This is a genomic window from Stenotrophomonas sp. FSL W7-1447, assembly GCF_037966425.1.
Lineage (GTDB): Bacteria > Pseudomonadota > Gammaproteobacteria > Xanthomonadales > Xanthomonadaceae > Stenotrophomonas > Stenotrophomonas pavanii.
In genome coordinates this window covers 72,736-93,815 of record NZ_CP150199.1, presented here as the reverse complement: position 1 = coordinate 93,815, position 21,080 = coordinate 72,736, and the positions used below count along the sequence as shown (strand labels likewise).

Annotated in this window: 15 protein-coding genes; 5 read left to right on the top strand and 10 right to left on the bottom strand. The window is 69.0% G+C overall.

Annotation, left to right across the window (positions count from 1 at the left end; genetic code table 11):
* The first annotated feature begins 63 nt into the window (after window positions 1-63).
* Window positions 64-4,518: a glutamate synthase large subunit gene (gene gltB / locus NSQ78_RS00390; protein WP_339207566.1), complete on the top strand. Its 4,455-nt coding sequence runs from the start codon at window positions 64-66 to the stop codon at window positions 4,516-4,518.
* Between the two features lie 120 nt (window positions 4,519-4,638).
* Window positions 4,639-6,084 (top strand): FAD-dependent oxidoreductase, encoded by a 1,446-nt coding sequence (locus NSQ78_RS00385; RefSeq protein ID WP_064237370.1) that lies wholly within the window; start codon window positions 4,639-4,641, stop codon window positions 6,082-6,084.
* Here NSQ78_RS00385 and NSQ78_RS00380 read toward each other — a convergent pair.
* Complete coding sequence (locus NSQ78_RS00380) at window positions 6,070-8,478, bottom strand: ATP-binding protein (RefSeq protein WP_064237369.1); 2,409 nt, start codon at window positions 8,476-8,478, stop codon at window positions 6,070-6,072. The genes NSQ78_RS00385 and NSQ78_RS00380 overlap by 15 nt on opposite strands.
* 167 nt (window positions 8,479-8,645) lie before the next feature.
* On the opposite strand from NSQ78_RS00380, the gene NSQ78_RS00375 reads away from it, so the two are divergent.
* A complete protein-coding gene (locus NSQ78_RS00375; protein ID WP_049470511.1) occupies window positions 8,646-9,512 on the top strand; it encodes a methylglyoxal synthase in 867 nt (288 codons plus the stop codon).
* A 329-nt stretch (window positions 9,513-9,841) separates the two neighbouring features.
* Here NSQ78_RS00375 and NSQ78_RS00370 read toward each other — a convergent pair whose 3' ends face one another.
* From NSQ78_RS00370 to ttcA, 3 genes are read right to left on the bottom strand one after another with little or no spacing between them, the layout of a single operon-like run.
* Entirely contained in the window at window positions 9,842-10,621 is a 780-nt protein-coding gene (locus NSQ78_RS00370) for a SprT family zinc-dependent metalloprotease (RefSeq protein WP_049470515.1), read from the bottom strand.
* Between the two features lie 59 nt (window positions 10,622-10,680).
* Window positions 10,681-11,586, bottom strand: coding sequence for a recombination-associated protein RdgC (locus NSQ78_RS00365; protein ID WP_053461785.1), 906 nt, complete (start codon window positions 11,584-11,586; stop codon window positions 10,681-10,683).
* 36 nt (window positions 11,587-11,622) lie between these two features.
* The gene (gene ttcA, locus NSQ78_RS00360) at window positions 11,623-12,543 is read right to left on the bottom strand and encodes a tRNA 2-thiocytidine(32) synthetase TtcA (protein ID WP_176422035.1); all 921 of its coding nucleotides are present in this window, start codon (window positions 12,541-12,543) and stop codon (window positions 11,623-11,625) included.
* A 90-nt stretch (window positions 12,544-12,633) separates the two neighbouring features.
* Between ttcA and NSQ78_RS00355 the strand changes: the two genes are divergently transcribed.
* Window positions 12,634-12,837, top strand: a complete 204-nt coding sequence (locus tag NSQ78_RS00355) for a DUF465 domain-containing protein (RefSeq protein ID WP_049470524.1) — start codon at window positions 12,634-12,636, stop codon at window positions 12,835-12,837.
* Between the two features lie 98 nt (window positions 12,838-12,935).
* On the opposite strand, the gene plsB is transcribed toward NSQ78_RS00355, so the two are convergent.
* The 5 genes from plsB to NSQ78_RS00330 all read right to left on the bottom strand — a co-directional run bounded on the left by plsB (window position 12,936) and on the right by NSQ78_RS00330 (window position 19,527).
* The gene (plsB, locus tag NSQ78_RS00350) at window positions 12,936-15,572 is read right to left on the bottom strand and encodes a glycerol-3-phosphate 1-O-acyltransferase PlsB (RefSeq protein ID WP_057493722.1); all 2,637 of its coding nucleotides are present in this window, start codon (window positions 15,570-15,572) and stop codon (window positions 12,936-12,938) included.
* Window positions 15,572-16,525, bottom strand: a complete 954-nt coding sequence (locus NSQ78_RS00345; protein WP_057493723.1) for a hypothetical protein — start codon at window positions 16,523-16,525, stop codon at window positions 15,572-15,574. The genes plsB and NSQ78_RS00345 overlap by 1 nt, the downstream gene beginning before the upstream one ends.
* A gap of 316 nt (window positions 16,526-16,841) precedes the next feature.
* Window positions 16,842-17,663 carry a serine protease gene (locus NSQ78_RS00340; RefSeq protein ID WP_064237368.1) on the bottom strand — a complete coding sequence of 274 codons (822 nt, stop codon included), beginning with the start codon at window positions 17,661-17,663 and terminating at the stop codon, window positions 16,842-16,844.
* 218 nt (window positions 17,664-17,881) lie between these two features.
* Complete coding sequence (pyrF, locus tag NSQ78_RS00335; RefSeq protein ID WP_064237367.1) at window positions 17,882-18,607, bottom strand: orotidine-5'-phosphate decarboxylase; 726 nt, start codon at window positions 18,605-18,607, stop codon at window positions 17,882-17,884.
* Window positions 18,604-19,527, bottom strand: coding sequence for a 5'-nucleotidase, lipoprotein e(P4) family (locus tag NSQ78_RS00330; RefSeq protein ID WP_049470541.1), 924 nt, complete (start codon window positions 19,525-19,527; stop codon window positions 18,604-18,606). Before NSQ78_RS00330 ends, pyrF begins: the two co-directional genes overlap by 4 nt.
* Before the next feature lie 101 nt (window positions 19,528-19,628).
* On the opposite strand from NSQ78_RS00330, the gene NSQ78_RS00325 reads away from it, so the two are divergent.
* A complete protein-coding gene (locus tag NSQ78_RS00325; RefSeq protein ID WP_049470542.1) occupies window positions 19,629-20,279 on the top strand; it encodes a DUF480 domain-containing protein in 651 nt (216 codons plus the stop codon).
* 254 nt (window positions 20,280-20,533) lie between these two features.
* On the opposite strand, the gene NSQ78_RS00320 is transcribed toward NSQ78_RS00325, so the two are convergent.
* On the bottom strand, window positions 20,534-21,061 hold the full coding sequence (locus NSQ78_RS00320; RefSeq protein WP_064237366.1) for a GNAT family N-acetyltransferase: 528 nt from the start codon (window positions 21,059-21,061) through the stop codon (window positions 20,534-20,536).
* Between the last annotated feature and the right edge of the window lie 19 nt (window positions 21,062-21,080).

Sequence of the window (21,080 nt, the reverse complement as noted above, 5' to 3'; positions counted from 1 at the left end):
TGCGCTCCAGGGATTGGGCGGGCTTGAGTGTCCCCGTTCAATTCATCCCGCATCGAGGTAGAGATGGCCCCCCGCAACCGCCAAGGGCTTTACGACCCGCGCTCCGAGCGCGATGCCTGTGGCTTTGGCATGGTCGCCCAGCTCGACGATCAACCTTCGCGCCTGCTGGTCGATACCGCCATCGCCGCGCTGTCGCGCATGACCCACCGTGGCGGTGTTGCCGCCGATGGCCTGACCGGCGATGGCTGCGGCCTGCTGCTGCGCCGCCCCGACGCGTTCCTGAAACTGCTGGCCAGCGAAGCCGGCATCGCCGTCTCCGCACGCTTTGCTGCCGGCCTGGTGTTCCTGCCCCACGACGCCGATGCCGCCCATGCCTGCCGCACCCAGCTGCAGGCGCAGGTCGAAGCGGTCGGCTGCCGGGTCGCCGGCTGGCGCGAAGTGCCGACCGATGACAGCGTCTGCGGCCAGCTGGCGCGTGACACCCTGCCGCGCATCGAGCAGGTGTTCGTCGATGCCGGCGTCGGCCAGGACGATGCCGGCTTCGCGCTGGCGCTGTTCCTGGCCCGCCGCCGCAGCGAACAGCAGCTGCGCGATCACGCTGATTTCTACGTCACCACCCTCACCCCCGATGCGATCAGCTACAAGGGCATGGTGCTGCCGGACAAGCTCAGCCGCTTCTATCCGGACCTGCAGCGGCGCGAGCTGGCCTCCAGCGCGATCGTGTTCCACCAGCGCTTCTCGACCAACACGCTGCCGCGCTGGCCGCTTGCCCACCCGTTCCGGATGCTCGCCCACAATGGCGAGATCAACACCATCGAAGGCAACCGCCGCTGGGCCCAGGCGCGCAGCAAGGTGTGGAAGACGCCGCGCTTTGACATCGCCGAATTCGACCCGGTGATCTCCATGCACGGCTCGGACTCGCAGAGCCTGGACAACATGCTGGAACTGATGGTCGCCGGTGGCATGGAGCTGATCCAGGCGCTGCGCATCCTGGTGCCGCCGGCCACCCAGTCGCTGGAGTTCAAGGACCCGGACCTGGCCGCGTTCTACGAGTTCCACGGCCTGAACAGCGAGCCGTGGGATGGCCCGGCCGGCATCGTTGCCTGCGACAGCCGCTACGCCGTCTGCACCCTCGACCGCAACGGCCTGCGCCCGGCGCGCTGGATGCTGACCGCCGACCGCCACTTCCTGGTTGCCTCTGAAGCGGGCGTGTGGGAAGTGCCCACCGAGCGGGTGGTGCGCAAGGGCAAGCTCGGCCCCGGCGAGATGATCGCGATCGACCTCAAGCGCGGCGACCTGCTCGACTCCGATGCGGTGGACCGCATCAACCGCGGCCGCGCGCCCTACAAGCAGTGGCTGCAGCAGGGCGTGACCTACCTGCAGACCGAACTGATCGACCCGTCGCTGGTGGAAGAGCCGTTCGACGAAGCCACCCTGCGCAGCTACCACAAGCTGTACCAGCTCAGCAGCGAGGAAGTGGAGCAGGTGCTGCGGCCGCTGGCCGAGACCGAGCAGGAAGCCACCGGTTCGATGGGCGACGACACGCCGATGGCGGTGCTGAGCCAGCGCAGCCGCCCGCTGTACGACTATTTCCGCCAGGCCTTCGCGCAGGTCACCAACCCGCCGATCGATCCGCTGCGCGAAGACTGCGCGATGTCCCTGTCCACCCAGCTCGGCAAGGAGACCAACATCTTCCATGCCGGCCCGGAGACGGTGAACCACGTCATCCTCAATTCGCCGGTGCTGAGCCAACGCAAGCTGCGCCAGCTGCTGAAGATGGACCAGTACGTGCAGGCCAACCGCCTGCTCGATCTGTCCTACAGCGAAGACGAGGGCCTGCGCGCCGGCATCGAGCGCATCTGTGCCGAGGGCGAACAGGCCGCGCGCGATGGCATGGTGATGCTGCTGCTGTCCGACCGCTACCCGGTGGCCGGACGCCCGATGGTGCATGCCCTGCTCGCCACCAGCGCCATCCACCACCACCTGTCGCGGCTGGGCCTGCGCTGCGACGTCAACCTGATCGTCGAGACCGGCACCGCGCGCGATCCGCACCACATGGCCTGCCTGCTCGGCTTCGGTGCCACCGCGGTGTATCCGTACCTGGCCTATCAGACCCTGTTCGACCTCGGCCGTCGCGGCATCCTCAAGCTCAGCAAGGGCGGTGAGCAGTCGCAGATCGGCCGCCGCTACCGCAAGGGCGTCTACAAGGGCCTGTCGAAGATCATCTCGAAGATGGGCATCTGCACCGTGGCCAGCTACCGCGGCGCGCAGCTGTTCGAGATCATCGGCCTGGAACCGGAAGTGGTGGACCTGTGCTTCCCGGATACCGCCTCGCGCATCGGCGGCGCCGGCTTCGCACGCCTGGACGCCGATGCGCGCGAGCTGTGCGCGCAGGCCTGGGACGCGCAGCAGGATGTCGATGTCGGTGGCCTGCTGAAGTACGTGCATGGCGGCGAATACCACATGTACAACCCGGACGTGGTCACCACCCTGCAGCGCGCGGCGCGCAGCGGTGACCCGCGTGCGTGGCAGCAGTACTGCGATGCGGTGCATGCGCGCCCGCCCTCGGCACTGCGTGACCTGCTGGAACTGGTACCGGCCGCCGTGCCGGTGCCGCTGGACGAGGTCGCCCCGGCCAGCGCACTGTTCCCGCGCTTCGATACCGCGGCGATCAGCCTCGGCGCCCTGTCGCCGGAAGCGCATGAAGCGCTGGCCATTGCCATGAACCGCCTGGGCGGCCGCAGCAATTCCGGCGAAGGCGGCGAAGATCCGGCACGCTACGGCACGCAGCGCCGCAGCAAGATCAAGCAGGTGGCCTCCGGGCGCTTCGGCGTGACCGCCGAGTACCTGGTCAATGCCGAGGTGCTGCAGATCAAGGTCGCCCAGGGCGCCAAGCCCGGCGAAGGCGGCCAGCTGCCCGGCCACAAGGTCAACGAACTGATCGCACGGCTGCGCTACGCACGCCCCGGCATCGGCCTGATCTCGCCGCCGCCGCACCACGACATCTATTCCATTGAAGACCTGGCGCAGCTGATCTACGACCTCAAGCAGGTCAACCCGACCGCGCTGGTGTCGGTGAAGCTGGTCAGCCATGCCGGCGTGGGGACGATCGCCGCCGGCGTGGTCAAGGCCGGTGCGGACCTGATCACCATTTCCGGCCATGACGGTGGCACTGGCGCGTCGCCGGTCAGCTCGATCCGCTATGCCGGCGTGCCGTGGGAACTGGGCGTGGCCGAAGCGCACCAGGCGCTGCTGGCCAACGACCTGCGCGGGCGCACCCTGCTGCAGACCGATGGCGGGCTGAAGACCGGCCTGGACGTGGTCAAGGCCGCGCTGCTGGGCGCGGACAGCTTCGGCTTCGGCACAGCGCCGATGATCGTGCTGGGCTGCAAGTACCTGCGCATCTGCCACCTCAACAACTGCGCCACCGGCGTGGCCACCCAGGACGAACGCCTGCGCGAGAACCACTTCACCGGCCAGCCGGAGCGCGTGGAGAACTTCTTCCGGCTGCTGGCCGAAGAAGTGCGTGGCTGGCTGTCCTACCTGGGCGCGCGTTCGCTGGAAGAGATCGTCGGCCGCACCGACCTGCTGCGGCAGATCGAGGCCGCGCCGCGTGACGGCGTCCGCGTGGACCTGTCGCGCCTGCTGGCCGACAGCCGCTATGAAGGCAGCCACTGCGCCGCGCAGCGCCTGTACGAATCGCCGGACAGCCTGGCCACGCAGATGGATGGCCTGCTGGCCCCGGCCATCGAGCACAAGCGCGGCGGCGAGCATCGCTTCCTGATCCACAACACCGACCGCAGCATCGGCACCCGCCTGGCCGGCGCGGTGGCACGCGCGCACGGCAACCAGGGCATGGCCGACACGCCGCTGGAACTGCGCTTCCGCGGCAGCGCCGGGCAGAGCTTCGGCGCCTTCAATGTCGGCGGCCTGCACCTGGAAGTGGAAGGCGAAGCCAACGATTACGTCGGCAAGGGCATGGCCGGCGGCCGGCTGGTGGTGCGGCCGCCGCGGGGCGCGCGCTTCGAGGCACGCAGCACTGCCATCATCGGCAACACCTGCCTGTACGGCGCCACCGGCGGTGAACTGTTCGCTGCCGGTCGTGCCGGCGAACGCTTCGCGGTGCGCAATTCCGGCGCGCTGGCGGTGGTCGAAGGGGCCGGTGACCACTGCTGCGAGTACATGACCGATGGCGTGGTGCTGGTGCTGGGCAAGGTCGGCCTGAACTTCGGTGCCGGCTTCACCGGCGGCCTGGCCTACGTGCTGGACGTCGACCGCGACTTCGTCGACCGCTACAACCACGAGCTGATCGACATCCATCGCGTATCCGCCGAAGGCTTCGAGAACTATCGCCAGCACCTGCACCGCCTGATCGGCCGCCACCGCGAGCTGACCGGCAGCATCTGGGCACAGCAGATCCTGGACGAGTTCCGCGATTACATCGGCAAGTTCTGGCTGGTCAAACCGAAGGCCGCCAGCATCGAGTCGCTGACCGAAACGCTGCGCCGCGCCGCGTAACGGTAGTGCCGGCCGCTGGCCGGCAACCCAGGACCACGTAGTGCCGGCCGCTGGCCGGCAACCCAGGATCACGTAGTGCCGGCCGCTGGCCGGCAACCGCAAAACACCACAGAGCCCGCCATGAGCCGCAAGCACGCCTTCCAGTTCCTCGACCTGCCCCGCACCATGCCGCAGCGCATTCCGGTGGAACTGCGCACCTCCGGCGACTGGGGCGAGCTGTACGGAAAGTTCGGCAAGGAAGACGCGCAGTACCAGGCCGGCCGCTGCCTGGACTGCGGCAACCCGTACTGCAGCTGGAAGTGCCCGGTGCACAACGCCATTCCGCAGTGGCTGCAGCTGGTGCAGGAGAACCGCATCCACGAGGCCGCCACGCTGTGCCACAGCACCAACCCGCTGCCGGAAGTCTGCGGCCGGGTCTGCCCGCAGGACCGGCTGTGCGAAGGCAGCTGCACGCTGGAGGAATTCGGCGCGGTCACCATCGGCGCGGTGGAGAAGTACATCGTCGATACCGCCCTGGCCAGTGGCTGGCGCCCGGACCTGGGCGCGGTGCGGCCGACCGGCCACAGCGTTGCGGTGATCGGGGCCGGCCCCGCCGGTCTGGCCTGCGCCGATCGCCTGGCCCGCGCCGGCATTGCCGCGGTGGTCTACGACCGCTACGAGCAGATCGGCGGTCTGCTGCAGTTCGGCATTCCCAGCTTCAAGCTGGACAAGGACGTGATCCACCGGCGCCGCGAAGTGCTGGAGGGCATGGGCGTGCAGTTCCGCCTCGGCGTGGAGATCGGCCGCGACCTCAGCGTGCAGCAGCTGCTGGACACCCACGATGCCGTGTTCGTCGGTACCGGTGCCTACCGTTACACCGACGGTGGCCTCGACGGCCAGGACCTGAAGGGCGTGCTGCCGGCACTGCCGTTCCTGGTGCAGAACAGCCGCATCGTCGGCGGCGATGATCCGAAGGGGCGGCCGATTGCCGGCTGGGAAGACACCATCGCCCTGCCCGACCTCAACGGCAAGCGCGTGGTGGTGCTCGGTGGCGGTGATACCGGCATGGACTGCGTACGCAGCGCCGTGCGCCTGGGCGCGGCCAAGGTCACCTGTGCCTACCGCCGCGACGAAGCCAACATGCCCGGCAGCGCGCGCGAAGTGGCCAATGCGCGCGAAGAAGGCGTGCGCTTCCTGTTCAACCGGCAACCGCTGTCGATCGAAGCCGGCGCCGACGACGAAGTGATCGGCGTGACCGTGGTCGAAACGCGGCTGGGCGAACCCGATGCCAATGGCCGCCAGAACGCCCTACCGATCGAAGGCAGTGAATCGCTGCTGGAGGCGGACGTGGTGATCATCGCCTTCGGCTTCTCGCCCAGCGTGCCGGCGTGGCTGGCCGAACTGGGCGTGGAAGCCCAGTCCAACGGCCGCATCCTCGCCGGTGGCAAGGACCGTCTGCCGTTCCAGACCGCGCACCCGCGCCTGTTCGCCGGTGGCGATGCGGTGCGCGGTGCCGATCTGGTGGTGACCGCCGTGGCCGAAGGTCGCGACGCCGCTGCCAGCATCGTCCGCCTACTGGCGCACTGAGTCCGGCAGCAGCAACGCGTCCAGCAGCGCGCGCAGTTCGCGCGCCTCCAGCGGCTTGGCCAGGAAATGGTCGATGCCCGCATCACGGCAGGCCTCACGGGTGCGCTCCAGCACGCTGGCGGTCAGCGCAATGATCGGGACCCGCGCACGGGTGGCGCAGGCGTCGCTCCGGATCGCCCGGGCCAGCGCGAAGCCATCCATGTGCGGCATGTGGCAGTCGGTGATCACCAGGTCGAACGGCTGCCCCTGCCAGGCCTCCCAGGCCTGCAGGCCGTCGCCGCAGGCGTGCACCTGCAGTCCCAGCTCGCACAGGCGTTGTGCCAGCAACTGCAGGTTGGTCGGATGATCCTCGGCCACCAGCACCCGCGCCGGTGGCAGCGGTCGTTGCGCGGCCCGTGCCGTCGCCGGTCCCGCCGCGGGGGCCGCACAGGCCGCCAGGTCCAGCTCCAGCCACACGGTGGTGCCCTTGCCGGGTACGCTGCGCAGGTGCAGGCGCCCGCCCATCGACGTCGCCAGCTCGCGGCAGATCGACAGCCCCAGGCCACTGCCGCCGAAACGGCGCGTGGTCGACGCCTCGGCCTGCTCGTAGGCGGCAAACACCGCCTGTTGCCGTTCCACGCTGATGCCCACGCCGGTGTCGGTCACCTGCAGGCGCAGCTGCTGGCCGCCCTCGCGCTGCTGCAGCACGCGGACCTGCAACACCACGCACCCCTGCAGGGTGAACTTGAGTGCATTGCCGGCCAGGTTGAACAGGACCTGCCGCAGGCGCAGCCCATCGGCCAGCGACCAGGCCTGCAATGCCGGGTCGATCTCGCTGTGCAGTTGCAGGCCCCGGCTGCTCGCGACCGGCGCCAGCAGCTGCTGCACCGCCCGCACCATCGCCGCCAGGTCGGTCGGGCGCAGCTGCAGCGGGGCGGGTTGCAGGCGCTGGCTGTGCAGCACGTCGTCGAGGATCTGCCGCAGCATCTGCGCCGCATCCGCCACCGTGCCCAGCACCTGCTGCTGGCCCGCGTCGAGCGGCCCGCCCGCCAACCGCTCCAGCATGCCCAGCAGGGTGCTCATCGGCGTGCGGATCTCGTGGCTCATGGTCGCCAGGAAATGGCTCTTGGCCAGCGCCGCCTGCTCGGCTGCGCGGCGTGCATCAGCCAGCGCCGTCGCCCGCGCCTGTGCCTCGCTGACGTCCATCCAGTAACCGCTCCATTCCACGCTGCTGTCATCGCACGGCAACGGACGCCCCTGCGAGCGGACCCAGCGCCAGCCCTGCGCCGACCGGGTGCGGAAGGTGACGTCGATCGGGCCGCGCGCCAACGCGGCAGCTTCGATGCAGGCCATCACCCGGCTGCGGTCGTCGGGATGGACGGCGGCCAGCAGCTGGAAGTGATCGATCCGCGCGGTCTCCACGCTCACCCCGAACAGCGCCTGCACATCACCGGCGATCTGGGTCAGGCTGTAGTGCCCGGTCGGCGAGCGGCGGGCCTGGTAGACCACCGCCGGCAGGTTCGCGGTGACCTCCTGCAAGCGCTGCTCCAGCACGCGCCGGCGGGTGCTCTCACGATGCACGCGCCAATAGCCGAAGGCATGGACCAGCGCGAGCGCGAGCAGGACCAGCGACGCCGGCACCAGCCAACGCAGCGTCGCGCCGGCGGGTTGTGCCCGTGGCCGCTCCGGCCGCCACGCGCTGTGCTCGGATGCGCGATGCGCGTCGTCCTCCTGCCGCAACTGCCGGTCGAAGGCAGCGATCACCCCGGCACAGGCCGGCACCGCTGCCACCACCAGGGCATCGCCGAAGCCCGCCGGTGCGGCGATCACCAGCGGGTCACCCGGCCCGGCACGGAGCGCGGCTTCGACTTCAGCAAGATTGGCGATCACGGCATCGACCAGCCCGGCGCGCAGCAGTGACAGCGCATGGTCCAGCGGCGCAGGGGCCAGCAGCTGCGCGCCCGGAGCCTGCTCGGCCAGCAGTGCCTCCAGCGGTAGCCGGTCCGGACTGGCCACGCTGCGCCCATGCAGGTCCTCCAGCCCCAGCACGGCTGCCGCGCTCTCGCGCCGCACGATCACCTGTGGCACCTCCAAGTAGGCCCTGCTGGCCACCCATCCGGCGGGGAGCTGTGCCTGCGGCCACCCCAACAGCACCTGGGTGCCGGCCGGCACCTGGCCCTCGGTGAGCGCCGCAGCAGCCAGCGGCCTGGCATCCGTCGCCGCCGGCTCGCCCAGCAGCGGCAGATAGTCTGCAGCCAATCCCGCGAGGTCGCCCTGCACGCTGTAGGACAGCGGCGGCCGATCGGAGCGCCATGCCACCTGCAACGGGCTTGTGCAGCTGGACGCAGTGGCGACGCCGGGCAGCAGCAGCATTGTCATGACAGCGGCGACGGCGCGGCGGCCGGCGGCATTCACGGTTGGCGTCCTCATTTCGCGGGCAGGAACCACGGCCGCGCAGCGGTACCGCTGCCAGCCACGCTAGCGGGGCAGGCTTCCGCCACAATGAGAAAAATTGGAAAAACATCCGCATCGGCGAATGGCGACATACACTGCCGCTTCTACCCGTCCCTACGGAGCGCTCGATGCGTATCGGCCTGGCCGCCAACCGTCTCCATCACCACGATGCACGCGCTGCGCTGTTCCGCTGGCTGCGTGCCAGCGAGGCGGGCCTGCGCGAGCTGGGGGTGTCACTGCATGCGGTCGGGCGTACCCACGATGCCATCGCGCGGCAGGGCTTCCTGGCCGGGTACGGCGGCCTGCACCGCTATCCCTACGGCCGCGAAGGTGGCCTGATGAAGCTGGTGGCCGAAGTGGTCGGCATGGGACCGGAGCGCACCCTGGACGGTGCGATCTACCTGATCGACCCGGTCGATCCTTCCTCGGTGTTTCCGGAAGCCACTGCGCTCAAGCGGCAGTGTGTGATCCACGGCAAGCCGTTCATCTCAACCGTGGCCACCGCGCGCGACTGGATCGAAGTGGAGCGCATCCACGCCGGGCTGGCGGCCGATGCCGGTGCCGACGACCTGCATGCGTTCCAGGAACAGACACTGGCGCTGATCGCGCATGATGCAATGAAGCCGGCGATGCTGGCCTTTGCCGATGAACACTTCGATGTGCTGGCACGCTTTGGCCAGCGCGTTGCCACCGGCACCACCGGCCAACGCCTGAACGAGCTGGCGTGGAGCCGGGGGTGGCCCAGCGATACGCCGTGGGTGACGCGGTACCAGAGTGGCCCGATGGGTGGCGACGCGCAGATTGCCGATCGCGTGCTGGAGGGCCGCTGCCAGCGCGCGATCTTCTTCGAGGACCCGCATGTGGCGCGCCAGCACGAGGCCGACATCCAGCTGCTGGAGCGCGCGGTGACCACGGTGACCGACCAGGCGGTGTGCATCACCGCACCGCGGGTGGCGGCGCGCTGGGCGACAGCGGCGGCGTTGCGCGCGGGATGAGGGTTCCGGCCAACGGCTGAGCCCCTCGTGGTGGGTCGTTCAAATCAGAAGCCGTGCTCGGCCGGGCGGGGTGGATTGCGCAGGGGTCGCTGCAAGTACGTCCTTGTAAGCTCGGTCGCCGCATCCATGCGGCTCACGCCCCTGCGCAACCCACCCCGCCCGGCCACGGACAGTTTCCTGTGTGCCCATCACGGAAGAAAGAAAGAAGGAAGAGCAGGAGCGGGTCGCGCGCTGCGCGCGCTTTTGTAGAGCCGAGCCATGCTCGGCTGCTGTTGATCGCGAGGGCTGAATATCCGCGCTACGCGCGTCAGCCGAGCATCGGCTCGGCTCTACAACAGCTGGCGGAGCATGGCTTTCAAGCGTCGCCCTTCGAGCTGGAAGTAGTCGCGCTGCTGCCGCCAGTCCGGGAAGCGTTGTTCCACTTCATGCCAGAACGCCGGCGAGTGATTGGGCTGGATCAGGTGGCAGAGTTCGTGCACCAGCACGTACTCGAACGCTTCGGGGCGGCCCAGCACCAGTGCCAGGTCCAGTGCCATGCTGCCATCGGGGGCGAGCGAGCCCCATTGCGAGGACATCACCTTCAGCCGCAGGCGGCTGGGTGCGCGTGGCAGGGTGGGCAGGTACCTGGGCAGCCAGCGGCCGACATCGGCGCGGGTCTGGGCTTCGTAGAACTCGCGCAGCAGGCGGCGCAGGGTGGCATCGCCGCCCCGGGTCGGCCACTGCACGCAGGCGCCGTGCTCATCGATCTCCAGCCGCGCGTAGCGGCCTTCCTGCCATCGCAGCGGCAGCAGTTCGCCGCGCAGGGGCAGCACGCCGGCTTCGCCCGGCTGCAGCGGGGCCGGCAGGCCCTGGCCCTGGTACTGGCGCAACTGCAGCGCCAGCCAGTCGCGGTGCTGCTCAAGGAAGCGCTCGCCCATCACCAGGCTGGCCCGCGGCGGCAGGGTCAGGCGTGCGCCACGCTCGTCCACGCTCAACTTGATCCGGCGTGCCCGCGGATCGCGCACGCGCAGTACCTCGATCTCGGCATCCTCCAGGCGCAGGCGAACGGTGTCGCGCTGCACGGTGGCGGGCGGGGTCGGGCTGATCAGGCGGCGCAGCAGACGGCTCATGCACCCAGCATAGCGCTGCTTCGGGCCGCCGGATGACCGGCGGCCCATGAGGTGCGTGTTCAGTCAGCCTTGCTGAGCTTGAACGCGTCTTCCAGCAACAGGAACAGGCGGCGGATCTCGGCGCTCTGCAGGGCGAAGCGGGCGTCGAACTCGGCGCGGCGGCCGTCTTCGTCGGCATGCTCCAGCTGGTCCAGGGCACCGTCGAGGAACTTCAGCTTGCGCACGATCAGGTCGTCGCCGATCACGAACGACAGGTTGTCCTCGAAGATCAGCGCCAGCTTGGTCACCTGCTTGCCCGCGTCCAGGTGCTTGTCGATCTCGTCGCAGCGCAGTTCCTGGTGCTGGCACTTGACCACCGCACCGCCTTCGACCGGATCCTTCATCTCGCACTCTTCGCCCAGGCTCAGCCCGGTCGGCAGCGGCTCACCGGCGATCCAGCCGGTCAGGATCGAGCGCGGCGCGACTTCAGCGTTCAGCGGCATCGCCGGGAAGCTGCCGAGCAGGCCGCGGATGTCGGACATGAAGTACTCGCCGGTCTTGCGGCTGGAGGTATCCACCGCGACGTAGCCGTGCTGCAGGTCGATGAAGGCGTCGTTGCGCGAGGACTTCACGAAGGCGCGCGGCAGCAGTTCATGCAGCAGGTCGTCCTTCATGCGCTTGCGCTCGCGGCCACCGGGGCGGCGGCCTTCCTTCTCCTCGATCTCCTCCAGCTTGCGCTCGAGCAGGTCGTTGACCACCGCCGCCGGCAGGATCTTGTCCTCGCCGCCCACGGTCAGCCACAGGTGTTCGGCGATGCGGTGCGACAGCAGTTCCTTCTCCTCGCGGCCAAACGGCGAGATGAAGCCACGCGAGTTCATTTCCAGCGCGCCCACGGGCTTGAGCACGGCATGCGGCAGCAGGGTGTCGACTTCGGAAAAATCGGTCGTGGTCGGGAAACGGAAGAACGTCAGGTTGCGAAAGAACATGGAATTCCGGATGGCAAAGAGGAAGGGCGACCGACCTTAAACGGCGGGCGTCTCGGGATCTGCGTCGGCGTCAGCCGGGGTACCGGCCAGCCAGGCATGGGCGTCGGGCAGTGGCGCGTCGTCGCCACGGCCCAGCGACATGAAGTCGAACAGCGTGCTGTCGGCCAGCTGCGAGGGCCGGACGTCGCCCAGGGCACGCGCGATCTGCTCGATGCGGCCCGGGTGGTCCTTCTCCCACTGCTTCAGCATCAGGCCGACCTGGCGGCGCTGCAGGTTCTCCTGGCTGCCGCACAGGTTGCAGGGAATGATCGGGAACCGGCGTGCCTGCGCGTACTCGACGATGTCGCTCTCGCGCACGTACGCCAGCGGCCGGATCACCACGTGCCTGCCGTCATCGCTGCGCAGCTTCGGCGGCATGCTCGCCAGCTTGGCATGGTGGAACAGGTTCATGAAGAACGTGGCCACCCTGTCGTCGCGATGGTGGCCCAGCGCGATCTTGGTGAAGCCGTGGGTCTCGGCGTAGTGGTACAGCGCGCCGCGCCGCAGGCGCGAGCACAGCGAGCACATGGTCTTGCCTTCCGGGATGACCCGGCTGACCACCGAATAGGTGTCCTGCTCGATGATGTGGTACGGCACGCCCAGCCCGGCCAGGTACTCCGGCAGGATGTGCTCGGGAAAGCCCGGCTGCTTCTGGTCCAGGTTCACCGCCACCAGCTCGAACGGCACCGGTGCCTTCTTCTGCAGCTGCAGCAGCAGATCCAGCAGGGTGTAGCTGTCCTTGCCGCCGGACAGGCAGACCATCACCTTGTCGCCGGCCTCGATCATGCCGAAGTCGGCAATCGCCTCGCCCACCTGGCGGCGCAGGCGCTTGGCCAGCTTGTGCTGCTCGCGTTCGGCCACGCGCGGATCGCGGGCGGTGCGCGGCGGGGGATCGGGAAGGGAAATCACGGCACTCATGGGGTCCATTCTAACGGCTCGGAGCGGCCCCGGCCGGGAGTCGGGATTCCCCTCTCCCGGCGGTCATCAACGCTGTGTATCCTCGAAGCCGTGGATACCTACGACCCCGCCGAGATCGTCGAACGCCTCGCTGCCCTGCGCGCCGAGCACCGCCTGCTGGATGAACAGATCACCCGCATGGCCGCCAACGGCGAGGATGAGCTGGAAGCCAAGCGCCTGAAGCGGCGCAAGCTGCAGCTGAAGGATTGCATCGCCAAGCTGGAAAGCCTGCAGATTCCCGACGAACCGGCCTGAGCGGTGGCCATCCACGCATGGCGTGGATCTACTGCTTGGCCCCGGTAGATGCCCCCCTGGTTGGCATGCCGTTCGCCGGGCAGGACCCGGCGCTGCCTTCAATCCTGCGGCGCAGGTTCGTCCGGGCGGGCCGCTTCCGGGCTGACCCGCTCGATGGTGTGGCGCAGCTCGCGACCCAGGATGAACTTGGCGTCCTTGGCCCAGGCGTCCAGGCGCTCGTCGAACAGCAGCTTGCTGTTCTCGTCCGGCCACACCAGGCGCAGTTCGCGCAGCTTCTGGATGAAACCGCGGAACAGGGCCTTGTCGAAGAACTCCGGCGCGGCCGGTGCATAGAGCAGGCTCAGGCGCTGCGCGGCCTGCTGGCACAGGCTCTCCAGCTCGGCGGCGCCAAGCACGCCCGGGCCGTTCTTCACCAGCACCGAAATGGCGATGTAGTAGCGCTCGAACGCCTGCTGCAGCGAATGGCCGATCGCACGCAGGCGGAACACCTCGTCGGTCTGCCCGGTGTTGCGCGCCAGGATGCCGCCATCGTCATCGTTGACGTTCTGCAGCAGGCCCTCACGCACGAACACGTCGATGGTGCGGTCGATGCGCTGGGCGAACTCGTCCTCGCTCCAGGGCAGGAACAGCTCGGCCTGCAGGAACGGGTAGACCGTGCGCCCCAGCTGCACCAGGCCGGTGCGGCTCATGCGGCGGTTGTTCTGGAAGCAGCACGCCACCCACGACGAGGCGGTGAACAGGTGCACCACGTTGTTGCGGAAGTAGCTGAGCAGCACCGCGGTGTCGCCGCTGACGCTGAGCACATCGCCCAGCGGGTGCTTGATGCGGGTGAGGACGTTGATTTCCTCGGCGTGGGCGATGATCCGTTCCGGCGAATGCGGCGTCACCGTCACCCGGTCCGAGTACGGCATCTCGGCCAGCAGGGTCTTGCACAGCTCGATCTGCGCGATCAGGTCGGCCTCGCCCATCGCGTGTTTCGGCGTGGACAGCAGCGCCAGTGCCAGCAGGTTGATCGGATTGACGTCGGCGGCGCCGTTGATGCGCACCTGGATGCGCTCGGCCAGCGTATCCACGGTGGTCGACAGCCAGGCCGGCTTCTCGTCCTCGGACACTGCCTCGCCCTTCCATTCCGGCGCCTTTTCGGCCAGCACGTCGTTCAGCGCGATCGGCTCGCCGAAGTTCACCACCACCTGGCCGTAGTTCTGCTTGAGCACCTTGGGGATGCCCCACAGCAGCGACCAGATCGATTCCTTTTCCTTCGGCCGGCCGGACAGTTCGTCCAGGTAGCTGCCGCCTTCCATCAGCTTCTCGTAGCCGATGTAGATGGGCTGGAACAGCACCGGCTTGCGCGGCTGGCGCAGGAACGCACGCAGCGTCATCGAGATCATGCCGCCCTTGGGCTGCAGCAGGCGGCCGGTGCGCGAGCGGCCACCTTCGACGAAGTACTCCAGCGAATAGCCGCCGGCCACCAGCTGCGCCACGTATTCACTGAGCACCGCCGAGTACAGCGCGTTGCCACGGATCGAGCGGCGGATGAAGAACGCACCGCCCTTGCGCAGCAGGGTGCCGACCACCGGCAGGTTCAGGTTGATGCCGGCCACGATGTGCGGCGGCACGATGCCACGGTCGTACAGCAGGTAGGACAGCAGCAGGTAGTCCATGTGGCTGCGGTGGCTGGGCACGTAGACCACTTCGTGGCCCGGCGCGGCGGCCTTGAACTTGTCCAGGTGGTGCACCAGCACGCCCGCATAGATGCGGTTCCACACGTGGCTGAGCATGAAGCTGGCCGAGCGCACTACCGGGCTGGAATAGTCCGCGGCGATTTCCCAGGCGTAGGCGTGCGCCTTCTTCCAGGCATCGGCTGGCTTCGAGTTGTCGCGCTTGGCCTGTGCGGCGATCGCTTCGCGCACCGGCTCGGCGGCCAGCACCTGGTCCACCAGCAGGCGCCGGGTCGACAGGTCGGGGCCGATGACCGATTCACGGATGCGGCGGAAATGGGTGCGCAGCACGCGCTGCAGCTTGCGCACCGTGCGTTCCGGCTCCAGGCCTTCGTCCACGGTGCTGCGCAGCGAGATCGGCGGGGCGAAGCGCACGATGGTATTGCGCCCGTTCAGCAGCAGGCCCAGCAGGCGGCGGAAGCGGCCGACCAGCGCCCAGTTTTCCGAGAACAGCACCGCGAACCAGCCGCTCTGCTTGTCCGGCGCGCGGCCGACGAAGATCGACACCGGCACCAGGTGCACGTCCAGGTCATCGCGCACGCGGTGCGCCTGCAGGACCTTGGCCAGCGAATCGGAGTGGGTCTTGGCGCCGCGCTGCTCGGGAATCAGCGAATTGCTGGAACTGCGCCGCGACAGCGCCAGGTAGGCGCGCTTGCGCCCGGTCGGATCACCGGCCAGCGGCACCAGCGGCGACGGCAGACCGGCCTGGCGGCAGGCCTTGTCCAGGATCAGCGCGTTGGACAGGCCGTAGTCTTCCAGCACGTACATGACCGGACGGCCATCGTTGTACTGGCCCGGGTCTTCCGGTTCGATCTTCAGCGACAGCCACGGCTCGACCAGGCGACCGAGCAGGCGCGCCCACAGCGGGCGGCGGCCGGCCGGGCGCGCGTGCGCGGGCGGCGGTACCGGGTTCGGGCCGGTACCGGTCGAGGGGGACGCCGGCACCGTATCGGCGAGCGTCGACTGGGATTCTTCGCCGGGGAACGGCAGCGGGTTCTGTTTCGACATCGGCGCCATTATGGCTTAGGCGGCGGCGTTGCTGCTTCCCCACCCCCGGCAGGGGCCTCAGCCGGCGACGGCGAGGCCGCAGCGCGGGCCGCGTCGGCCTTGCGCAGCAGCGCATCGGTGTCGGCCAGGGTGCGGGTCAGGTACCAGTGGCCTTCGCGGCGGCTCAGCGGTAGCTGCAGGCTCATCTCACGGCCGGCCAGGTCGTAGTGCAGGCGCACCAGCGCGTTGTCGCCCTCCACCGAGAGCAGCTCGCCACGCACGCTGCGCAGCGCGTCGTCCACGCCCAGCCCGTAACTGCCGAGCACCGCCTTGAGGGTGTGGATGAACGGCGCCAGCTGCTGCAGGCTGCCTTCCATGCCGGCGGCCTGCAGGCCCGCCTCGTCGTCGAAACCGACCTTGCCGGCCGCGCCGACCAGCGCGGCGATGGTGCTGCGTGCACGGGCGCGGTCGCTGATCGGCGCGCCCTGCGCCCAGACGGCAAGGGTTTCCACCAGGGCGATGTAGTGCGCCTGCTGGCCGGGCGTGTAGCCCTTCTGATGGCGCAGGTACTGCACGCCGAAGTTGCCCATCGACTGTGCAGCCTGGCGCACGGCACTGGCCTGGCCGGCCAGCTGGCGGTCGAAGCTGCGCTGCAGCTCGGCGCTGGCCCCGGGCTTGCGCAGTGCGGCCAGCATCGGCAGCAGCTGGTCACCCAGCGGCAGTTCGGTCAGCGGCCACTGGCTGTGTCCCTCGGCCCAGGCCTGCTGCAGGCGCTGGTACTGGCCTGGCGGTACCGACAGCTTTGCGTAGCCGACCAGATCATCGTCGGCCAGGCGCAATGCCATCGCCTGCACGGCCGCCACCGGCTCGGCCGCCGGCCTGGCCGGATCGTTGCCAGGCTCGCGGCACGCCGCCACGACCAGCAGCAGCATGGCTGCCAGCCCCCACCCACGCGCAGACCTTCCTCGCACCGCCACGCTCATGCACTCGGACTCCCCGGACCGGCCCGCATCTTGCGGCCTGCGACGTGACAGCGGCAAGCCGTGCGGTCACGGTTTCCAACCACGGGGGTCAGGTCCCTTCTGCCCGCAGGCAGAAGGAATCTGACCCCAGAGCCGCCACCGGGATAAAAAAAGAGCCCGGATCACGGGGATCGCAGGCTCTTCAAGCCGGCACGGGGCCGGAGGACAGTGTTGTGGCGCATGTCCGGTCAAGGACCGGATGGCGGCGATCCTACGCTGCCGCCCAAGTTAAGGCAACACTTTACGTAATGCATCGTATCTACTTGATTTTAATGGATCAGTCTCGTTGCCAAACCGCCTCAATGAAATCTACGGCATGTTTTTCGGCGATTCGGGCATAAACCCCGGGATAGCCGGCCAGCGCGCACCCCTCGCCCCAGCTGACGATGCCGAACTGGGTCCAGCCCTCGCGCAGGCGCAGCAGCAGCGGGCCGCCGGAATCGCCCTGGCAGCTGTCCACGCCTTCACGGCCGGCGCAGATCACCTTGCCGCGTGACAGTTCACCGCTGTAGGCCTGCTGGCAGTCGCTGAAGGACACGAACGGCACCTGCGCGGTCTGCAGCTGGGTGGGGTAGATCCGGCCATCGCCGATGTCGGTGTCGCCCCAGCCGATCACGGTGAACTCGCGGCCCGGCTTGAGGTAGCTGGCGTCGGGCCGCAGCCGCAGTGCCACCGGCTGTGCGCCCTCCAGGGGCGCGCTCAGCTGGACCAGCGCAACGTCGTGTTCGAGCGAATTGCCGCTGTTGAAGGCCGGATGGACGTGGATCGCCTTGACGTTGGACGGTCGCGGCGCGGCACCGGTGGAGAGCGTGGCCTGGCCCCCCAGCACCGCCAACCCCATCGGCTGCTCGCCCTGCAGGCAGTGCGCGGCGGTGAGCACCCAGGACGGTGAGATCAGCGTTCCGCCGCAGAAGTGGCGGTCATGATCCGAATCGCCGTCGAAGATGCCCTGGATGCTGACCATGAACGGGTACTCGCCGGCGAGTGCCGCTTCGCCGCCGATCACGCGCGGCGCATCGCGCACCTGTGGCGCAGCGAAGGCGGGTACGGCGGACGCGGCCAACAACAGGCCGATGAACAAAGAGGTGCTGCGATACATATCCCTGTACTCCTCTATCAATGGTTGGAACCGGCGCGGCCGCGGTCCGTGCCGGTGCATCGATTGGGGAGCAGGGATGAAGCCTGCAGCGCGAACGCGCGCACAGTTTCGGCGCAATGCGCTGCCTGCGACAGTCGCAGGCCGACAAATGCGAACGCCATCCCGCATGGATCGGAATGGCGTTCGTGGTGCCGGCGTGACCGGCGTCAGCAGTGGGCTCAGCGTGCAGCCAGAGCCGACGCGATTTCCTGCTGGATCGCCCGCGCTGCCGCTTGCGGATCGGCCGCCAGACGGATCGGGCGACCGACCACGATGGCATCGGCGCCATCGGCAAAGGCCTGGGCCACGCCGACGGTGCGCTTCTGGTCATCGCCAGCCGGACCACCGGGGCGGATACCCGGACAGACGATCGAGAACCCGCTACCGGTCGCGGCGCGGATCGGTGCAGCCTCCTGGCCCGAGGCGATCACGCCATCGACGCCCGCTGCCTGGGCGGCCAACGCGCGTTCGACCACCACGTCCACCGGCTCGCGGTCGATGCCCATCTGCGCCAGATCGGCGCGCCCCATCGAGGTCAGCACGGTCACCGCCAGCAGGCGCATGTCGCTGCTGTTGGCGGCCGCGCAGGCCTCCATCATCGCCGGGTGCCAGCCATGGATGGTCGCGTAGCTGACCGGCCAGTGCGACAGGCGCTTGATCACCGCCGCCGCGGTGGCTGGAATGTCGAAGAACTTGAGGTCGACGAACACGCGCTTGTCGCGGCGGGCCAGCTCGTCCAGCACCTGGAAGTACTCGCCGGAGGCGAGCAGTTCCATGCCGATCTTGTAGAACGCCACGCTGTCACCGAGGCGATCGACCCAGTCCAGTGCCTGCACGCGATCAGGCACGTCCAGCGCGAAGATCAGGCGCTCGTCATCGCGCAGCGGCAGCGGTGCGCGGCTCACGGGGCGTAGTCCAGGGCGGCGCGCTTGGCGTCGTGGCGGGCCTGGCGCGACTGGCTGTAGTCGTTGTTGAACTGCGCCGGCTCAAAGCCACCGTAGGTCGGGTTCGGCAGCATCCACCAGCGCTCGCCGAACCAGTCGTGATACTGCTGCAGCAGCGCGTCGCGGCCTTCATTGGTATTGGCGGTGACTTCGACGAAATCACCCAGCTGGTCGCCGAACTGCATCAGCACGCGGTACTTCTGCCCGGCCAGGCGGCGTCGGCAGTTCTTCTCGCTGCCGGCCTGCTCGCACCCCGGCACCACCGTGCCCAGGCCCAGGAACACGCTGTCATCGGCCACCGGCAGGCCCTGCTCGCGCAGGTTGGCCAGCGTCGCGTCCTTCAGGTGCACGGCGCGGTTGGAGATGTACAGCAGGGTCACGCCCTTGGCGTTGGCGGCCTTGGCGAAATCAACCACGCCGGGAATGGCCTTGGCCTTCTTTTCGGCCACCCACTGGTCCCAGCTCAGCTCGTCGTATTCCTTGCCATCACGCACCAGGCGCGCCTGGTAGGGCGAGTTGTCCAGCACGGTTTCGTCCACGTCCAGCACCACCGCCGGCTTCAGGCCCTTGGCATCGTTGCCGCGCTCTTCCGGCACCAGCGCATCCCAATGGGCTTCCTTCAGCGCCACATCCAGATGGTCGGCGGCGGCGCGGTAGGTCTGCTCGGTGATCGCCTTGTACTCCTGCGCGCGCTGCATCCACAGCACCGCATTGAGGTTGTCGTTGGCCGTGGCATCGAGCGCGCCTTCGGCCTTGGCAGCGGCAGCGGGCGCCTGCGGGGCAGCGGCTTCGGCGGCAGGCGCCTCCACGCGCTTGCAGGCGGACAGGCCCAGCGCCGCGGTAGCGAGCAGGGTCAGGGACAGGGAAACGGGACGACGCATGGATTCACCGGCAATCAGATATACCGGCGCATTTTACCGGCAAAGGCGGCCCCGGGACGGCTATGCTTGGCGGTTGACCCGTTGCCCTTCCGGAGGCCGCCATGACCGATTCCAGCCAGACCCCCGACGTCCCCCTGCTCGACGCCGTGCAGGCCCGCCTGCTGGGCTGCCTGGTGGAGAAGGAGGCGACCACGCCGGACACCTACCCGCTGACGGTCAACGCCGCCCAATCGGCCGCCAACCAGAAGACCGCCCGCGAGCCGGTGATGAACGTTGATGCCGGCACGGTGCAGCACGCGCTGCGCCAGCTGGAGGCGCTGGGGCTGGCCCGCCAGCACTTCTCCTCGCGGGCAGACCGCTACGAGCACCGCCTGCAGGCAGCGCTGGACCTGACCCGGCAGCAGACTGTGCTGCTGGCGCTGCTGCTGCTGCGCGGGCCGCAGACGCTGGGCGAGCTGGTCACGCGCAGCGAGCGCCTGCACCGCTTCGCCGACACCGACGAAGCCCGCCATGCCATCGAGCGCCTGCAGCAGCGCGCGCTGCTGGTGGTGTTGCCGCGTGCCAGTGGCCAGCGCGAAGACCGCTACATGCACCTGCTGTGCGGTGAAGTGGATGGCGCGGCGCTGGCGGCGAAGTACGCCAGCAGCAGCGGCAGCAGCGACGCGGCCGAGCCGGGCCTGGCCGAGCGCGTGGCCCAGCTGGAAGCAGCCGTGGCCGAACTGCAGGCGCAGCTGGCCGAACTGCGCGGTTGAGCGTCGACATGCGCAGGTAGTGCCGGCCGCTGGCCGGCATCTGGTCATGCCTGGTTGCCGGCCAGCGGCCGGCACTACCCGACGTCGGCCGCACCCGGCGTGGCATACAGCCGGCTCGGGCTGTCCACGCCCGGCAGCTGGACCACCCCGCGCTCTCGCGCCGCCTCACCGGCATAGCCCTGCCCGGGTGCGGCGGTAGTGCCCGGCCGCTGGCCGGCATCTGGTCGTGCCTGGTTGTAGGCCAGCGGCCGGCACTACCCGACGTCGGCCGCACCCGGCGTGGCATACAGCCGGCTCGGGCTGTCCACGCCCGGCAGCTGGACCACCCCGCGCTCCTGCATGCCCAGGCCCAGCAGGATCTTTCCGGACACCACGTTGTCCAGGTCGGTGATGCCATACAGATCGCGCAGGCCCAGCTCGCCACGCGCATAGGCAAACACCGCCCGCGCCGCCTCACCGGCATAGCCTTGCCCGGCGAATTCGGACAGCACCGCATAGCCGATATCCGGTCCCGGCAGGCCATCGCGCCGCACCAGCCCGGCGTTGCCCAGCCACGCGCCATCGGACAAGCGCTCGATGGCATACATCCCGTAGCCGTGCAGAGCATAGGCCGGCAGCACCCGCGCCGTGGCGTAGTCGCGTGCCTCCTGCGCCGTACGCACGCCGCGGTCACCGATGAAACGCAGGAAGCCGGGGTCATTCAACAAGGCCAGCATCGGCACCGCGTCGCGGTCAGGATCGATCCGGCGCAGGCGCAGGCGTTCGCTTTCAATGGGATGCACGCGCGGATCTCCAATGGGA

Excerpts from the sequence above, each read along its gene's own strand:
- gltB (WP_339207566.1), top strand. The coding sequence starts at position 64 with ATGGCCCCCCGCAACCGCCAAGGGCTTTACGACCCGCGCTCCGAGCGC.
- NSQ78_RS00385 (WP_064237370.1), top strand. The coding sequence starts at position 4,639 with ATGAGCCGCAAGCACGCCTTCCAGTTCCTCGACCTGCCCCGCACCATG.
- NSQ78_RS00375 (WP_049470511.1), top strand. The coding sequence starts at position 8,646 with ATGCGTATCGGCCTGGCCGCCAACCGTCTCCATCACCACGATGCACGC.
- NSQ78_RS00370 (WP_049470515.1), bottom strand. The coding sequence starts at position 10,621 with ATGAGCCGTCTGCTGCGCCGCCTGATCAGCCCGACCCCGCCCGCCACC.
- NSQ78_RS00365 (WP_053461785.1), bottom strand. The coding sequence starts at position 11,586 with ATGTTCTTTCGCAACCTGACGTTCTTCCGTTTCCCGACCACGACCGAT.
- ttcA (WP_176422035.1), bottom strand. The coding sequence starts at position 12,543 with ATGAGTGCCGTGATTTCCCTTCCCGATCCCCCGCCGCGCACCGCCCGC.
- plsB (WP_057493722.1), bottom strand. The coding sequence starts at position 15,572 with ATGGCGCCGATGTCGAAACAGAACCCGCTGCCGTTCCCCGGCGAAGAA.
- NSQ78_RS00345 (WP_057493723.1), bottom strand. The coding sequence starts at position 16,525 with ATGAGCGTGGCGGTGCGAGGAAGGTCTGCGCGTGGGTGGGGGCTGGCA.
- NSQ78_RS00340 (WP_064237368.1), bottom strand. The coding sequence starts at position 17,663 with ATGTATCGCAGCACCTCTTTGTTCATCGGCCTGTTGTTGGCCGCGTCC.
- NSQ78_RS00330 (WP_049470541.1), bottom strand. The coding sequence starts at position 19,527 with ATGCGTCGTCCCGTTTCCCTGTCCCTGACCCTGCTCGCTACCGCGGCG.
- NSQ78_RS00325 (WP_049470542.1), top strand. The coding sequence starts at position 19,629 with ATGACCGATTCCAGCCAGACCCCCGACGTCCCCCTGCTCGACGCCGTG.